Source organism: Buchnera aphidicola (Sarucallis kahawaluokalani) (genome assembly GCF_005080725.1).
In the GTDB taxonomy this organism is placed as follows: domain Bacteria; phylum Pseudomonadota; class Gammaproteobacteria; order Enterobacterales; family Enterobacteriaceae; genus Buchnera_L; species Buchnera_L aphidicola_AF.
The window spans coordinates 44,203-62,148 of sequence record NZ_CP032999.1 but is presented as its reverse complement, the minus strand read 5'-3'; the positions used below and the strand labels follow the sequence as shown (position 1 = coordinate 62,148).

Here is a 17,946-nt window from a genome sequence, read left to right as displayed (position 1 = left end):
AGGAAAAAAATAAATGGCTAAGAGTAAAAGAGAAAAAATTAAATTATTATCTTCGGCTGGAACTAAACATTTTTATACTACTACAAAAAATAAAGGATCTAAAAAAAATAAAATACAATTAAAGAAATATGACCCAATTAAAAGAAAACATGTTCTCTATCAAGAAACAAAAATTAAATAAAAAGTATAAAATATACTATATTAGTATTCTAAATATTTATAGTATATTTTTATGAAAATATTATTACCATTAAATGTAAAATTTTTTTTAATAAAAATATTAAAACTGAAAAAAAAATAGTATTAAAAAAAAATAAAAAAAATATCGTTGCAAAATAAAATAAAGATAACCCAGTTAAATATCTAGAAATATACGGTGATAATCTAAACATTATACCAACCAAAATATTTATTAAAAATAATAATATTATAATTGGAAATATTAAAGTTATACCATTAACAAAAGATATATGTAATATTTTAAAAACTACTAAAAACATATTAACATTAAATGTGTTACTAAATAAAGGAAATATATTAAAACTTTTAATAATAAAATATAATATCCATAAATGACCATCATATGATAAAAATAACAACAATAAAAAACAATTAAAAATCTTTGTAATAATTGAAACATTTGAAAAAGAATTACTAAAACAATCATTTGTATTATATAAACCAATTTGTACACATAAAATTTCACCGGCATATGTAATAAATAAAAAAATTGATTGAATAATAATACCTAAAAACCAACCAATACAAACTTGTTTTAATAAAAATATAACACTATCATGTGAAAATAATGTATTTTCTGCACATGGTGTAATAGAAAAAACTAAAATACTTAATAAAACAGATAAAAAAAATTTCAACCAATAATCCACCAGAACATCTGTGATCATTGGAACCATATATATTATTAACAATACTCTTACAAAAATAAAAATAAACTTACTGCATATCAAAAATAAATAATTATTATCCATATCTATAATGTACAAAAAATAGCAGATGATATATTGTTAAAAACATATTCCATGTAATGAACAATTAAATTTAAAATCCATGCTCCAAAAAATGTGAATATAAGACATATTGTAATAATTTTTGGAACAAAAGATAATGCCTGTTCATTAATTGATGTAATTTTTTGAAATATATTAAAAAATAAACCTACAAATAGCAAAGATAATAATATAGGTAAAGAAATAAAACATAACAATTTTAGTGATTCATAAAATAAATTTTCTAAAAATACAGGCTGCATAAACACCTTCATGATCAAAAAATAAAATCTAACTAATAAAAACTATGTACTAAGGAAGAAAAAATTAATTTCCATCCATCTACGATGACAAATAATATTAATTTTATCGGTAATGAAATTGTATTTGGAGTCAACATCATCATTCCTAATGACATTAATATACTTGCAACAAATAAATCAATTACTAAAAATGGTATAAAGATAGTAAATCCAATTTGAAATGCTGTTTTTAATTCACTAGTAATAAAAGATATTAATAACAATTGTATCGGAATCATCTTATCTGGAAATAATTGTATATTAAATAACTTGCTAAACGACAATAAGTCAGATTGACGTGTCTGATGTATCATAAAATCATAAATAGGTTGTATAGATTTCATAATTGCATCTTTCATTAAAATTTGATGTGTATAAAAAGGTAAGTATGCTTCTTGATATACTCTATAATAAGTTGGATACATTATAAAACATGTTAAACATAATGATATACTAATTAACAATTTATTAGGCGGTAAAGAAGGTACTCCTAAAGCATTTCTTAATAAACTTAAAACAATAATAATTCTAGTAAAACTTGTTGTCATTAATACAAAAAACGATAATAATGTTATACTACATGTAATTAAAATAACTTGTGTAGAAAAAGACCAATGATATATATTATTAAAAAAAATATGCTGTGTTAATTGCGAAAAATCAGCTGCATAAACGGTAGAACTATACAAAAAAAATATTATAAAAATAAACAATTGATATAACTTTTTATTAAAATAAGATATATTATATACCGATATATCACTTTTGACATTTTTATATACTACATTACGTACAACAGGAAAGGTATATAAAACATTTATACTACGTAATGTTACACCTAAAACTAATTTTACATCTTGTATTTCTAAAATAACAATTTTATTATTAGCGTCAATTTTAAAAGATGATATTAATCTAATACATTTATTATTATAATGCATACTATACATAAAAAATATTTTTTTTATAATCCAAATTACTAAAGAAAATATAACAACAGTTTTAATCCAAGTCACGTGATCATAAAAAAAATTTTGATAAACAAAGATAGGTATATTTTTCATAAATTTACATTACTACATTAAAAAAACGTTTATAATACAAATACTATGTTTATATATAAAAATTGATAAATACTTATTTTCTGTAAATTAAAATATGATTTGATATTATATTGCATTTGAAAAATTAATATATCAAACATATTAACCGAATATTATTTCAAAAATTGTATATCTGATATCTTTTGTTGATTAATTTTTATAATAAAATTCATTTTCGTTTTAAGATAATATTTTTATTAGCAAATTATATATTATTATATTTTTATACTACAAAACATACGATGCGTAAATTTTATATACTTATAATATAAACTGTATGACTGATTTTTTCATTTTTTCATTATTTATATTTATATTTATAAAAATATCCATAAAATATTTTCATTGGATAAATCTATATAAGTATGTTTTCTATTCACACTTTAATTATGTTAAAATATAAAAAATATTTTTATATGATCAAGATAAAATACTTTATAAATATCATACATAAAAATCTTTGACCAGTTACATAATTAATAAAATCATAGTATTTTATGGAAAATAAATATTCATTTCTTATATATTATTTATTTTTTAAGTATATATTATAAAAAATAAAAAATTTTATAAAACAATTAACTAAATTCATATAAAAAATTTATATATATTATAGAATATTTATCATTTTTAAATAAAATATATAATATCCTAGATCAATAATATTAAAAAATAAATATTTTCTTCATAAATTAATTTTACTGTTATAAAAAGTAATTACCATATAAATGTACTGAAAATTTTCCTCGTTTTGTAATCTACATGATGTCAATACTAACAATATCAAAATAAATAATAAACTATATCAAAAATATAAGATGAAATTATAAAAAATCATTTGAATATTAAAAAATATTAATAATATATGTGAATATTTATTTTTATATAAAATATTTTCATTAAAATGTCATTTCATTTTTTATCCATTTTAAAATTTTTTATTTGTAAAATATTTTATAAAATTTATAATTTATATTGAAAATATTTTTAAGATAAACCAATTATTTAATCAAAAAATAATTTATAAAACATAAAAAATATAAAATATTTTATATATCATAAATTTATCAATATAGTAGTAAAAAAATATATCTATAATATAAATTCATTAAATTATACTGATAATAAATTTAATAAAATTATTGTTTTTATTCATCCAGTACTGAAAAATAGTTGTAACGAATTTAGGATTATTATTTTCAAAATGTTTTATAATTTCATAATGATTTATATTTTTTGAAAAATTTTTTAATATTCATTACGTCTACATTATTAATATTATTTTTTAAAATCTCTAAATGAAAATTTTTATGTACATTAATTGATAAATCAAAATTTTTAATATATTTTAAATTGAATATACGTAATAATGTTATCAAAAAAAAACAATTGCACAAATAAATATTCCATATGTTAAATAACTAGGTATATTTTTAAATAATTTATAATATCAAAATACATCAGATTTTTTATACATATCAAATTTCATGTTAATCAACTTAATACTTTTAAAATTAACATTAAAAGATTTTGTAATCATAGAAATTAAACCTTTAATCTGACCAATTTGAAAAGTATTTAACGGTACTAATTGATTATTTTTATTTTTTAAATAATTCACTAAAACTAATACAGATCCATTATATTTTTGACCTGACTGTATTTGTAAATCAACATTTTTTTTAAACATAGAAAATAAATATATATATATATTATTCAACATATTCTGTTTATTGTCATGAAAAAAAAACTGATGTTTACAAACATGTATATCAGAAACTTGAAAAATATGCACTTGAACACGAAAATTCTTTAATTGTATGATTGGTTCTAGAAGATATGTAATGTTTTTACAAAAATAACGCTCCAAAGAACGTACTGTATACCATTGCAAATTATGTGTTTGATTTAAAAAAATATTTTTCCTATTTAAATAATTACCATGTTCATCTAATATAATGACATTTTTAGATAATAATCCAGGAACGCTTGCAGCAACTAAATCAGCAATTGCATGACATTGTACAAAATTATAACACTTACCATTTTTAAAACCAAGAATAACAGAAGCTGATGGACATATATTTCTTTTTTCAAAAGAAGATGCTTCAGGAAAAGAAATATGTACTTGCGCTGTTTTAACAAAATGCATTGTTTCGATCGATCGAGATAATTCACCTTCTAAAGCACGCTGATAATTAATTTGTGCATGTAAAGGACTCATTCCAAATTTTTCTTGATCGATCAATTCAAAACCTAAATTTTTTTTTTTAGGTAAACCTTCGGTTAATAACATAGAATATACTTTTAGAATATCATTTTCAGGAACTAATAATTCACCTGAATCAACAATATAATGATATGGTATTTTCATCGTAATTAACTTAGAGATAATAAAAAAACTATCTTCACTGGAAAGTTTATTACATACTACCTGATATTGTACATGACTTGAAAAAAATGAAAATATAAAAAAAATGGATAAAAAAAACAATATAGTTAAAAAAAATATATTTAAATTATTCCAAATAGAAAACTTGGAAAGATAATGTGAGTTTGATTTTAATAGATTGGAATGATTTATAGATTTAGAATTCATAATCATGTCCCAATAAAAATAATATACTTTTAAAAATACTTAAATTATTATACTAGAAATAATATTATATTTTTGCATAATATGAACATTATTAATATTTAGTCAAATAAAAAAAATTACTGTAAAATAAAAAAATATCAATTTATATATCTAATAATGTATACCATATTATAATCACAAATAACTATAAATAACTTTATTTTTCATAAATAACAAAATTTAACATAAATTTTTATCAATTCTTTGTAATATATTTCAAATTGAAAGAATAAATACCTAAAGCATAAATACTCAATATACAAAATTATAAACTACATTTTTTTAAAAAATGATAATATTTTTTTAATCGATGTAAAGTATTTTCTTTACCAAAAATTTCCATAATTGCACTTACATTAGGTGAAATATCTGAACCAGTAATTGCAATACGTAGCGGCATGCATATATTTTTTAATAATACAGAAAATTTTTTAGCAACATATTTTAGTAAAGTAGTAATATTCATAGTATCCCAAATATTTAAATTCTGTAACTTATAATATGTATATTTTAATATATAATAAGATTGATCAAATAAATATTTTCGTACTAATTGCATATCAACATTATTAACTGGTTCAAAAAAAAACCGAGATTGTAATACCAAGTCTTGTAAAGTATTACACCTACTTCTCATAAAATTGATAATTTTAAATAAATAAACATTATCAGTACAATATATATTAAAAGATTTTAAATGTTCTATAAATTGATTAATTAAACTATCATTGATAGATAATTTATTTAAATAATATTGATTATACCATAATAATTTTTTTACATTAAATGTACTAGGAGATTTACTAATTGCACGTAACGAAAATAATTCTTTCATTTCATACACATTAAAAATCTCTTGATCTTTATGTGACCATCCTAATTTTATTAAATAATTTAATACCGCTTGACATAAAAAACCTCTCTTTTTATATTCTAAAACATTAAGAGAGTTATCTCGCTTGGAAAAATTACTTTTATCATCGTTAATTACCATTGAAACATGTGCATAATTTGGAATTTTCACATTTAATGCTTGTAAAATATTAATCTGTCGTGGAGTATTATTGATATGATCTTCCCCGCGAATAACATCTGTGATATTCATATCTAAATCATCTATTACTACACAAAAATTATATGTAGGCATACCATTTCTACGCTGAATAATCAGATCATCTAATTCTGAGTTTTTAAAAATAATTTTCCCTCGAATTTGATCGTGAAAAATAACTTTTCCATGTAATGGATTTTTGAAACGTATAACATAACTTGATTTACGCATTGAATATGTATGATCTCTACATTTACGATCATATCTGGGTTTATCTCCAGCAATCATTTGTTGTAATCGTAACTTCTTTAATCGATGAGTAGAACAATAACACCTATATGCATGACCTAAATCTAATAATTCATTTATTTTATTTCTATACACTTCTAATCTTTCACTTTGGAAATAAGGCCCCTCATCCCATGTTATACCTAACCAATGTAATGTATCTAAAATATTTTCTATATAATTTTTATCGGAACGTATAATATCTGTATCTTCGATACGTAAAATAAAAGATCCATTATAACGTTTTGCAAACAACCACGAATATAACGCTGTACGCACACTACCAATATGTAAAAAACCTGTTGGACTTGGAGCAAAACGAGTTTTAATATCCATGTAATATTTTTCTTATGTTAATTAATGAAAATAATATTTCAATAGAAAATTTCAATATTATAATTTAAATATTAATATCAATTATATCATAATTGGTTGACTATTTTTTTTTGAACGTTATAATTATTTCATAAGTTATAATATTTGGGTGATTAGCTCAGTTGGTAGAGCGCCTCCTTTACACGGAGGAAGTCGGCGGTTCGAATCCGTCATTACCCAATTAAGGGTCGTTAGCTCAGTCCGGTAGAGCAGTTGACTTTTAATCAATTGGTCGCAGGTTCAAATCCTGCACGACCCAAATATCTCATTTACATTATACTATTTGAAAAATATCAAACAACTCACCCTCTGAAATCATTTTCACATCAAAATGTATAGCACGATGTACTTTATTACCCGGATTACTTCCCACAATTAATAAATTAGTTTTTGAAGAAATATTTTTCATAATAACACCACCGAAAGAAACGATTTTATCTATAATTTGTTGTCGATTAAAATTTATAAATTTACCAGTTACAACAATTTTTTTATTAAATAAAACATTATTTTTATTATAAAATAATTTATTTTCATCGCTAGATAATATAATTCCCCCGATTTGAACTAACTGCATAATATATAATATATTTTTTTTAGAACGTATAAAATCAAAAAAATAATTAGCACAAATAACACCAATATTTTTAATTTTTTTTAATTGATGCAATGTACAATTTAAAACATTACTTAAAGAACCAAAATATGTAGCAATAATCTCAGCATTTTCTAAACCAATTTCTGGTATACCTAATGCATAAATAAATCTACTCAAAGTAGTTTTTTTACATTTTTGTAATCCAAAAATAATTTTAGTAGCAGATTTCACTCCAAAATATTTTAACCCTGATAATAAATTAATAGTTAATTGAAAACAATCTAACGGTATCTTAATATATTTTTGTAAAACTAATTGAGTAATAATACCTAAACTAAAATTTTCAACATACAATGCATCTTTAGAAAAGAAATGTCCTATGATTTTAATTCTTTGCGCTAAACAATTCAACCCTGCTAAACATTGTGCTATCACATTACTATGATGGATATGTAATAAAGAAAAACAAGAAGGACAATATTTAGGAAATATAACTTTTTTAGCATTTTTTGGTCGTAAATGTAAAACAGTAGATTGAATTTTCGGAATTACATCTCCTGCTCGATAAACTATCACTGTATCATAAATATGTAGATCTAATTTATCCAATTCATTTTTATTATATAATGATGCTTTTTGAATAATTACCCCTGATATTAGTATAGGTTCTAAATGAGCAACTGGAGTAATTAAACCAGTTCTTCCGATTTGATATTCCACATTTAATAATCTTGTTTTTTCAGATTTAGATAAAAATTTTATTGCTATTGCCCATTTAGGAAATTTATTAGTTATACCAAGTATATTTTGTCGTGCTATGGAATTTACTTTTACAACAATACCATCAATATTGAATGATAAAAAATTTCTTACCTTTTCCATTAAATAATAAAACTTTAAAATATTATTTAATTTATGAGATAATAAAATATATGGACTGATAGAAAATCCTAAATTATATAACATATTTAATTGTTTAGAATGAGTTTCATATTCTTTAAAGTTTGAAATAATATTACAACCATAGCAATAAAAAAATAATTTTCTTTTTTTAGTAATAGAGATATTTTTCTGTCTCAATGATCCAGCTGCCGCATTTCTTGTATTAGAAAAAAATTTATCATTATTCTTTAAAGCAATAGAATTAAATTGCAAGAAATCTTTTTTTAACATACATACTTCACCACGCACTTCAATTAATTCTGGTATTTCTTTTATACCTTTCAGTACTAGAGGAATATTATTTACTACGTATGCATTTTTAGTAACATCCTCTCCAGATACTCCATCACCTCTAGTTAATGCACGTACTAATTTACCTTTTCTATATAACAAGTTTAATGCTACACCATCAAACTTTACTTCACAAAAAAAATTAATATTCAAATGGTTAAAACGATTTCTTATATTCTGATGAAATTTCATATAGCCATTAATATCAAATGTGTGATCTAAAGATAACATGCGAGTAAAATGGCTATTTTTTTTTATAATATTCAATCTTGTTGATTTAAAAAAAGTTTTTTTAACTACGTAATATAACTGTACATATTTATTCTTTAAAATATACAATTTATTTGATAAAAAATCATACTCTGTATCAGAAATAATTGGCATATTTAATGTGTGATATAAATAATCATGATAATGCAATAATTTATATAAATAAAATATTTTTTTTTTTATAACATTCATACATTAAGCAATAAAAGGTATATTAATTTAATAATTATAGTGTAATTATAAATAACGAATATCTTAAAAATTACATACATAAAAAATACTGTTAAAATAAAAAAATCATATTATTAAATTTATGTTTCTAAATTAAAATAAATATAAAACAATATATCATATATAAGATATAGTATCTAAACAATTTAAAATTTTTATATTTATTACATATCTTATAATCTGAAAATTTTACCAAAAAAATTATAATAAATATTATAGACAATTGATTCAAAAATTAACATTTTACATATTTCACTTATAAAAACATAACACCATTTCAATAATAAAACATTATTTTAATAAAATACAGGCATATAACATATGTTTCAAAAAAATGTAATTATTACAACTCCAAATGGATTACATACTAGACCAGCTGCAAAGTTTGTCAAATCTGCACAAAAATTTAAGTCCGATATTACTGTAACATCAAACAAAATATCTGCTAATGCAAAAAGTTTATTTCAATTACAAACTCTCGATTTAACACAAAATAACTCCATAACTATTACAGCAAATGGTATAGACGAAGTACAATCTGTAGAATATTTAATACAATTTTTAAAGAAATTAAAATAAATATATATTTAATATATAAATATCATTTATTATTTAATATAGAAATATCTTTGAAATCAAAAAATGAAAATATCTTTTAATAATTTCTTGCTTGATACTAGCAATATATCTTCAATTAAAATAAATGATACTGTTATATTACAATTAAAGGTAACATTATGATTTCAGGTATTTTGGCATCACCAGGCATCGCATACGGTAAAGCACTTTTACTACAGACTGAAACTATTGTGATAAAAGAAAAAAATATTCAACAAAAAAATATTGAAACTGAAATAAAAAAATTATTTGAATCAAAAAATATATCTATTCAAGAATTAAAAAATATACAAAAAAAATCAAAAAAAAATTTCCATCAAAAAGAATTAGAAATTTTTGATGGACATATTATGATTTTAGAAGACATTGAACTAGAAAAAGAAATTATTACATTAATTCAAAATAAACATTATACTGCTGCTTATGCAATCGAAAAAAGTATTACCAATCAAATACAGAAAATAAAAAAAATAAATAATACATATATGCAAAATCGAGCTATAGATATCCGGGATATCGGAAACCGATGGCTAAAAAATATATTACATGTAAAAAAAACAGAATTAAAAAATATTAATGAACAAATTATATTAGTTGCAAATGATCTTACACCATCTGAAACAGCTCAAATGAATTTTAAATATATAAAAGGATTTATTACCAATTTAGGAGGAGAAACAGCACATACATCAATTATGGCTCGATCATTAGAAATACCTGCTATTGTTGGTACAGGTAATATTACTCAAAAAATAAAAGATGGAGATTTTATAATACTAGATGGTATTAATAATCAAATATTGATTAATCCTAAAAAAAATATAATCGATACCTTTAAAGTATACCAAAAAAAATATTTAAATAAAAAGAAAAAATTAAAAAAATTCATAAATTTATCAGCAACAACAATTGATCAATATACAGTAGAAATTAGCGCTAATGTTAGTAATATACAAGATATTATAAACGCAAAAAAATATGGTACACAATCTATTGGATTATATAGAACAGAATTTTTATTTATGGGACGTACAGAATTACCATCTGAAGAAGAACAATTCCATGAATATAAAAAAGCTGCAATTATTATGAAAAACCAACCGGTGATTATTCGTACAATGGATATTGGAGGAGATAAAGAAATTCCATATATGAAATTTCCAAAAGAAGAAAATCCATTTTTGGGATGGAGAGCCATTAGAATTGGATTGGATAAAAAAGATATCTTACGCACGCAACTTAAAGCAATAATTAGAGCATCACAATTTGGAAAATTAAGAATATTATTTCCTATGATCATTTCAGTAGAAGAAATCCAAGAATTAAAATATGAAATAAAAAAAATACAATATATATTAAATAAAAAAAAAATATTATTTGACAAAAATATAAAAATTGGAATTATGATCGAAACACCTGCCTCTGCAATTATTGCAAAATATTTAATTCAAGAAGTAGATTTTTTTAGTATTGGTACAAATGATTTAACTCAGTATACTTTAGCTGTAGATCGTCGTAATGATCTTATTTCACATCTATATAATCCAATGCATCCTTCTGTTTTAAAATTAATACAAAAAGTTATTCATGCATCACATGCAGTAGGAAAATGGACAGGTATGTGTGGAGAACTTGCAGGTAATGAAAAAGCCGCTATATTATTATTAGGTATGGGATTAAATGAATTTAGTATGAACGCATCATGTATACCTAAAATTAAAAAAATCATTCGACAAACTACACTAAAAAAAGCCAAAGAATTATCATGTACAATATTAAAAAAAAATACTACTCAAGAGATAATGCATATAATAAATAATTTTGTTTTATAGGTAAAATATTTTCATTTAATTCAAAAAAATATAAAAATTAAGTATACATTATGAACTTATTATCTAATTTTTTTAAAAAAAAATATAATATATCATCAAAGAAAATAAATATTTTTGCTCCAATTTCAGGAAAAATAGTAGATCTTAAATCTGTTCCTGATGATGTTTTTTCAAAAAAAATTGTTGGTGACGGTATAGCAATTCAACCAACAGGAAAAAGAATCGTTGCACCAATAAAAGGTATTATCGGAAAAATTTTTAATACTATGCATGCTTTTTCTATCATTTCATCAGAAAAAATAGAAATGTTTGTACATTTTGGAATTGATACAATTTTATTAAATGGAAAAGGATTTAAAAAAATTGCTCAAGACAATCAAAAAGTAAATATTGGTGATGTGATTCTTGAATATGATTTAGACTTTTTAAAAGAAAAAGCAAAATCTATTTTAACACCAATTATTATATCAAATATAGAAAAAATAAAAAAAATAAAAAAATATTCAGGGGTAGTACATTCGGGAAAAACACCTATCATGCAAATTACAATATAAATAAAAAATTTCAAAACGGTACAATGAAATAAAAGTACCGTTTTACAAACGTAAGATGAATGTATGCAATGATACAAAAAAATTTAAAAAAAAATAACTTTATATAATTAAAATATTTATAAATTACTACAAATGAAGGTATTTATGCATAAACATGTATTATCCATATTTGGAAATTATAAAAAACGCATAGAAAAAGCAATTACAGCATTACAATCACATCAAGGAATAATTCTCATTGATAACAAAAATAGAGAAAACGAAGGCGATTTAGTATTTTCTTGTGAAAATATGACAATACAACAAATGGCTTTAGCAATTCGCTACGGTAGTGGTATTGTTTGTTTATGTATTACAGAAAAAAAAAGAAAAAAATTAGATTTACCAATGATGGTAAAAAAAAATACTAGCGTTTATAATACAGGGTTTACAATTAGTATTGAAGCCGCATACGGAGTTTCCACCGGTGTATCTGCAAAAGATAGATTAACAACAATAAAAACTGCACTTCCAGACCAAGCTCAACCATCTGATTTTAACCGACCAGGACACATTTTTCCAATATGTGCACATACCGGAGGTATATTATTACGACCAGGACATACAGAAGCATCGATTACATTAATGCGTCTAGCAGGATTTAAACCTATGAGTGTAATCTGTGAATTAACAAATAAAGATGGTAGTATGGCACAAATAAAAGATATAATAAAATTTTCAAAATTAAATAATATGCCTGTACTTACCATTGATGATATCATACTATATTTAACAAAGTATAATATACATAATAAATAAATTTTTATTTTACAATATTATCAATAGACCACTTAGGATCAATAAAAATATTTTTTCTTTTAATATATGTATTTAATTTCAAATGCATCATTCCTACATATGCAATCATAGCAGCATTATCGGTACAAAAATTTATACTGGGAAAATATAATTCTATATTATCTAATCCTATCTTATTTTTTAATAAACTAATAAATTTATAATTCGCACTTACTCCGCCAGCAACAACTAAACGTGTATATCCAGTCATTTGTAAAGCTTGAATAGCCTTATATATTAGAATATCAAATATAGTATACTCAAATTCACAGGCAATATCATATAAAGCTTGCATATTATTTATATATCTTCTAATAAGGTTTAAAGTAAATGTTTTTAAACCTGAAAAACTAAAATTAAAATTTAAACTACATTTCATAGGTTTAGGAAAAACAAAATTACCCAAATTCCCTTTCTGAGCAAATTTTGATAATGCATACCCACCAGGGTATCCTAAATGTAACGCATGAGCAATTTTATCAAATACTTCCCCTACAGCATCATCTAATGTTTGTCCTAAAATTTCATATTGTCCAAATTTACATGCATTAATTAATTGCGTATGTTTACCAGAAACTAATAAACCAATAAAAGGAAATTTCATATTATTATTTTCAATCATTGGAGATAGTAAATGTCCTTCCATATGATTTACTGGAATCACAGGTATTTCACCTGCATAAGCTAACGCACAACTAATTGCTGATCCAATTAACAAAGATCCAGATAAACCTGGACCAGCAGTATATGCAATACCATCAATACTATTAAAAGAAATATTTTTTTTTTTTATTACATACTGAACTAATGGAGCAACTTGATAAATATATTCTCGAAATGCTAATTCGGGAACTACACCACCATACTTACTATGTATTTTATCTTGATGACGTATCTCATTGATCAATAGCCCTAATTTACTATCATAAACAGCTACTCCTGTATCATCGAAAGAAGTTTCAATACCTAAAATTCTCATATATAATCCATATGTAAAAAATATTTATTACAGTATTTTCAAATAAAATAGTATATAATATATACAATATTAAAAAAAATAATATAAGGAAAATATTATGCCGATTATTAAAATTCGAGAAAATGAACCATTTGATTTAGCACTAAGACGATTTAAAAGAGCATGTGAAAAATCTGGAATACTATCTGAAATGAGAAAAAGAGAATTTTATGAAAAACCTACCACAAAAAGAAAACGTGCTAAGGCATCAGCAGTAAAAAGATTAGTCAAAAAATTATCTCGAGAAAATGCTCGTCGCATACGTATGTATTAAACCCCTATGGTAAAATTTTTAATTTATTACATTCTTCTAATAATATCAATTTTATATATTATATCTGATAATGAACACAAATCAATTTATACCACCAAACTTAATTAAAGAAATTCTTGATAAAACAAATATTGTTGATATTATTACTGAACGCATTCAAATAAAAAAAATTGGAAACAATTATTACGGCCTCTGCCCATTTCACCAAGAAAATACACCTTCGTTTACAGTTAATCATGAAAAACAATATTTTTATTGTTTCGGATGTAATATTAATGGTAATATTATTGATTTTTTAATGCAGTATCATCAATTCAATTTTATAGAAAGTATACATGAACTTGCGAATATTACCGGAACAGATATTCCTAAATTATACTCAGAAAAAATAATCAAAAAATATTATAAAAAAAATGAATTATATCAAACAAATCAAATTGCAGAAAAATTATACTTTAAAAATATAAAGTTACAGCATTCAAAAATAGCACAGATATATTTAAAAAATAGAAAAATCAATATTCATATGATCAATTATTTTAATATTGGATTTTCCCATAACCAGTTTTTTTTATCTAAAAATATAAAAAACAAAAAATATATTAATAATTTAATATATCTGGGAGTCATTTATAAAAAAAATAATATAAATCAATACGACAGACTATATCATAAAATAATTTTTCCAATCAAAAATAAATATGGTAAAATTACTGGTTTTGGGGGTAGATCACTAAATAGCAACCATCCTAAATATATTAATTCTCCTAAAAATATTATTTTTAATAAAAGTGATCAAATATATGGTATTGAAAAAATAAATATTCAAAAAAATAATACATACATTCTAATTGTAGAGGGTTATTTTGATGTAATATCATTAACACAATTTAATATTAAAAATGTAGTAGCTATATTAGGAACAAACATTACAAAATACCAAATTAACATATTGTTTAAAATTACCAACCATATCATCTTTTGTTACGACGGCGATGAAGCAGGTAAACAAGCATCTTGGCGTACTATACAAATGATACTCTCTTATGTTAATAATATACGAAATATTCAATTTATTTTTTTACCTGATGGAGAAGACCCAAATAGTATCATTTATAAGGACGGTACAGAAAAATTTAAACATAGAATTAAAAATGCAAAAAACATAATAAATTGTTTTTTAGAAAAAATTACACAAAAAAATAATATATCATCGATTTACAAAATCTCTCATATGTTGGAAAAAAATTTACCTTTAATTACAAATATACCAGATACATATATCCAAACATATGTAAAGAAAGAAATAGGAAAAAAAATAGGTATATTAGATGAATACCAATTATATAATATATTCAATCAAAAAAAAAAAATCTATATAAAAAAAAATTTCAAAATAAATAATATGCGTATATTAATTAGTTTAATTATACAAAACCCTCAATTAAGTAATATCATACCATTTAAAATTAATGAATTAAAAAAAATGAATATATCAGGTATATCCTTATTTTTAGAAATATTTACTATGTGTAAAAAATATAATAATATAAATACTGGACAAATTCTTGAATTTTATAGAAAAGATACTAGATGTAAAATAATCAAAAAATTAGCATATTGGAATAATTTAATTGATTATAAAAATATAAATCATGTATTCCTAGATATAATACAAAAAATATACAATATTGCACTACAAAGAAAATATAAAAAATTAATCATACAAGATCGATTAAAAAATTTACATCACTTAGAACAAAAAATATTATGGAATATCAATAAAACTTTATTAAAAATTACATAATATATAAAATATAATATTAAAATTTTTATTTACAATGTATAATTTACTTATATTAACTTTTAAAATGGACACCTACCGATGGAAAAAAGCTCTCAATTGCAAATTAAATTACTAATTATACATGGTAAAGCTCAAGGATATGTGACTTATCTAGATATTCATAATTATCTATCTGAAGAAGTTATTCATTCTCATCAAATTGAGGATATTATACAAATGATTCATGATATGGGTATTCAGGTAATTGATACAATATCAAAAAAAAATATTATGCATATTAATGAAGATAATATTAATTACGATCAAACTGATGAATATTCACAAGAAAACTCTGAATCAGACAATAGTCGCACAACAGACCCAGTACGTATGTACATGCGAGAAATGGGTACTGTGGCATTACTAACAAGAGAAGGAGAAATTAATATAGCAAAAAAAATTGAATCAGGAATCAACCAAATACAATCATCTGTATCTGAATATCCTGAAGCTATTATATATCTTTTAAATCAATACGAGAGAGTGCAATTAGGACAAATTCGATTATCTGATGTTATTTTAGGATTCACAAACTCAAAAATAGAAAAGAAATTATTCAAAAAATCTAACATAAAAAAAAATAATAATATACTAAAAACAAACATTGATCTTAATATAGAAGAATACAATATTGATCCAGCATTAGCAGAAAAATTTTTTCAAAAATTAAAAAAACAATATATTAAAACAAACAAAATCATTAATCAAAAAAATAGAGAACATGAAGATTCCAAAAAAGAAATTAATAAATTATCTAAAATATTTAAGAAAGTCAAATTAGTACCCAAACAATTTGATTATTTAATCAAAAACATACGCAACATGATACAAAGAATTAGAATACAAGAACGACGAATTATGAAATTATGTGTAGAAAAATGTAAAATACCAAAAAAAATATTCATAAAATCTTTTATTGGTCATGAAACTAATGAGAAATGGTTTAATGATATTAGTAAAATCAATAAATCTTGGTCTAAAAAATTATACAAAATAAAAGATAATATACTTATAATTACAAAAAAACTCAAACAAATTGAAAAAGAAACTGGATTATTCATACAAGATATTAAAAAAATTAATAAACGTATGTTAATGGGTGAATTGCAAACAAAGCAAGCTAAAAAAGAAATGATAGAAGCAAATTTAAGATTAGTGATTTCTATTGCAAAAAAATATACTAATCGAGGATTACAATTCCTAGACTTGATACAAGAAGGAAATATTGGATTAATGAAAGCAGTTGAAAAATTTGAATATCAAAGAGGATATAAATTTTCAACATATGCTACATGGTGGATTAGACAAGCAATTACTAGATCAATTGCAGATCAAGCCAGAACAATTCGTATACCAGTACATATGATTGAAACTATTAACAAACTTAATCGTATTTCTAGACAAATTCTTCAAGAAATTGGTAGAGAACCTACTCCAGAAGAATTATCAACAAGAATGTTAATTCCTGAAGAAAAAATTCGAAAAGTATTAAAAATAGCTAAAGAACCAATATCTATGGAAACACCAGTAGGTGATGATGAAGATTCACAACTAAGCGATTTTATAGAAGATACAAATTTGGAATTACCAATTAATTTAGCAACCACGGATAGTTTAAGATTAGCTACCTATAATATCCTATCAGCATTAACACCTCGCGAAGCAAAAGTATTAAGAATGCGATTTGGTATTGACATGCATACTGATCACACATTAGAAGAAGTCGGTAAACAATTTTCTGTCACAAGAGAACGTATAAGACAGATTGAAGCAAAAGCTTTGCGAAAATTAAGGCACCCAAGTAGAGCAGATATTTTAAAAAATTTTCTAGATGATTGATATAAATTGTATCTATTAAAAACTATATT

15 protein-coding genes and 2 tRNA genes are annotated in these 17,946 nt (G+C 22.4%); 10 read left to right on the top strand and 7 right to left on the bottom strand.

Annotation, left to right across the window (positions count from 1 at the left end; translation table 11 throughout):
- Nucleotides 1-13: 13 nt before the first annotated feature.
- On the top strand, nucleotides 14-181 hold the full coding sequence (gene rpmG / locus D9V78_RS00295) for a 50S ribosomal protein L33 (RefSeq protein ID WP_158350293.1): 168 nt from the start codon (nucleotides 14-16) through the stop codon (nucleotides 179-181).
- Between the two features lie 49 nt (nucleotides 182-230).
- Here the strand turns inward: rpmG and D9V78_RS00290 are convergent, their stop codons facing one another.
- The 5 genes from D9V78_RS00290 to gltX all read right to left on the bottom strand — a co-directional run bounded on the left by D9V78_RS00290 (nucleotide 231) and on the right by gltX (nucleotide 6,728).
- A complete protein-coding gene (locus tag D9V78_RS00290) occupies nucleotides 231-992 on the bottom strand; it encodes a flagellar biosynthetic protein FliR (RefSeq protein ID WP_158350291.1) in 762 nt (253 codons plus the stop codon).
- A 2-nt stretch (nucleotides 993-994) separates the two neighbouring features.
- Entirely contained in the window at nucleotides 995-1,273 is a 279-nt protein-coding gene (locus tag D9V78_RS00285) for a flagellar biosynthetic protein FliQ (protein WP_187306109.1), read from the bottom strand.
- Nucleotides 1,274-1,305: 32 nt separating this feature from the next.
- On the bottom strand, nucleotides 1,306-2,376 hold the full coding sequence (gene fliP, locus D9V78_RS00280; protein WP_158350287.1) for a flagellar type III secretion system pore protein FliP: 1,071 nt from the start codon (nucleotides 2,374-2,376) through the stop codon (nucleotides 1,306-1,308).
- Between the two features lie 1,489 nt (nucleotides 2,377-3,865).
- A complete protein-coding gene (gene fliF, locus D9V78_RS00275; RefSeq protein ID WP_187306108.1) occupies nucleotides 3,866-5,014 on the bottom strand; it encodes a flagellar basal-body MS-ring/collar protein FliF in 1,149 nt (382 codons plus the stop codon).
- Between the two features lie 304 nt (nucleotides 5,015-5,318).
- A complete protein-coding gene (gltX, locus tag D9V78_RS00270) occupies nucleotides 5,319-6,728 on the bottom strand; it encodes a glutamate--tRNA ligase (RefSeq protein ID WP_158350282.1) in 1,410 nt (469 codons plus the stop codon).
- A 146-nt stretch (nucleotides 6,729-6,874) separates the two neighbouring features.
- Between gltX and D9V78_RS00265 the strand changes: the two genes are divergently transcribed.
- Both D9V78_RS00265 and D9V78_RS00260 read left to right on the top strand, forming a co-directional pair.
- Nucleotides 6,875-6,947: transfer RNA gene (locus D9V78_RS00265), tRNA-Val, on the top strand.
- Nucleotides 6,948-6,952: 5 nt separating this feature from the next.
- Nucleotides 6,953-7,026, top strand: a tRNA-Lys gene (locus D9V78_RS00260).
- Nucleotides 7,027-7,041: 15 nt separating this feature from the next.
- Here D9V78_RS00260 and ligA read toward each other — a convergent pair.
- Complete coding sequence (ligA, locus tag D9V78_RS00255) at nucleotides 7,042-9,060, bottom strand: NAD-dependent DNA ligase LigA (protein ID WP_158350280.1); 2,019 nt, start codon at nucleotides 9,058-9,060, stop codon at nucleotides 7,042-7,044.
- Nucleotides 9,061-9,420: 360 nt separating this feature from the next.
- Here ligA and D9V78_RS00250 point away from each other — a divergent pair, with 360 nt between their 5' ends.
- The 4 genes from D9V78_RS00250 (at nucleotide 9,421) to ribB (ending at nucleotide 12,901) form a co-directional block, all read left to right on the top strand.
- On the top strand, nucleotides 9,421-9,678 hold the full coding sequence (locus D9V78_RS00250) for an HPr family phosphocarrier protein (RefSeq protein ID WP_158350278.1): 258 nt from the start codon (nucleotides 9,421-9,423) through the stop codon (nucleotides 9,676-9,678).
- A 158-nt stretch (nucleotides 9,679-9,836) separates the two neighbouring features.
- Entirely contained in the window at nucleotides 9,837-11,549 is a 1,713-nt protein-coding gene (ptsI, locus tag D9V78_RS00245; protein ID WP_158350276.1) for a phosphoenolpyruvate-protein phosphotransferase PtsI, read from the top strand.
- A gap of 50 nt (nucleotides 11,550-11,599) precedes the next feature.
- Nucleotides 11,600-12,103, top strand: coding sequence for a PTS glucose transporter subunit IIA (crr, locus tag D9V78_RS00240; protein WP_158350274.1), 504 nt, complete (start codon nucleotides 11,600-11,602; stop codon nucleotides 12,101-12,103).
- 144 nt (nucleotides 12,104-12,247) lie between these two features.
- The gene (gene ribB, locus D9V78_RS00235) at nucleotides 12,248-12,901 is read left to right on the top strand and encodes a 3,4-dihydroxy-2-butanone-4-phosphate synthase (protein ID WP_158350272.1); all 654 of its coding nucleotides are present in this window, start codon (nucleotides 12,248-12,250) and stop codon (nucleotides 12,899-12,901) included.
- Nucleotides 12,902-12,905: 4 nt separating this feature from the next.
- Here ribB and tsaD read toward each other — a convergent pair whose 3' ends face one another.
- Entirely contained in the window at nucleotides 12,906-13,919 is a 1,014-nt protein-coding gene (gene tsaD, locus D9V78_RS00230) for a tRNA (adenosine(37)-N6)-threonylcarbamoyltransferase complex transferase subunit TsaD (RefSeq protein ID WP_158350270.1), read from the bottom strand.
- 97 nt (nucleotides 13,920-14,016) lie between these two features.
- Between tsaD and rpsU the strand changes: the two genes are divergently transcribed.
- From rpsU to rpoD, 3 genes are all read left to right on the top strand, one after another.
- Entirely contained in the window at nucleotides 14,017-14,232 is a 216-nt protein-coding gene (gene rpsU, locus D9V78_RS00225) for a 30S ribosomal protein S21 (RefSeq protein WP_158350268.1), read from the top strand.
- Nucleotides 14,233-14,302: 70 nt separating this feature from the next.
- Nucleotides 14,303-16,039: a DNA primase gene (gene dnaG, locus D9V78_RS00220; RefSeq protein WP_158350267.1), complete on the top strand. Its 1,737-nt coding sequence runs from the start codon at nucleotides 14,303-14,305 to the stop codon at nucleotides 16,037-16,039.
- A 78-nt stretch (nucleotides 16,040-16,117) separates the two neighbouring features.
- Entirely contained in the window at nucleotides 16,118-17,917 is a 1,800-nt protein-coding gene (gene rpoD / locus D9V78_RS00215; RefSeq protein ID WP_158350265.1) for an RNA polymerase sigma factor RpoD, read from the top strand.
- Nucleotides 17,918-17,946 lie beyond the last annotated feature (29 nt).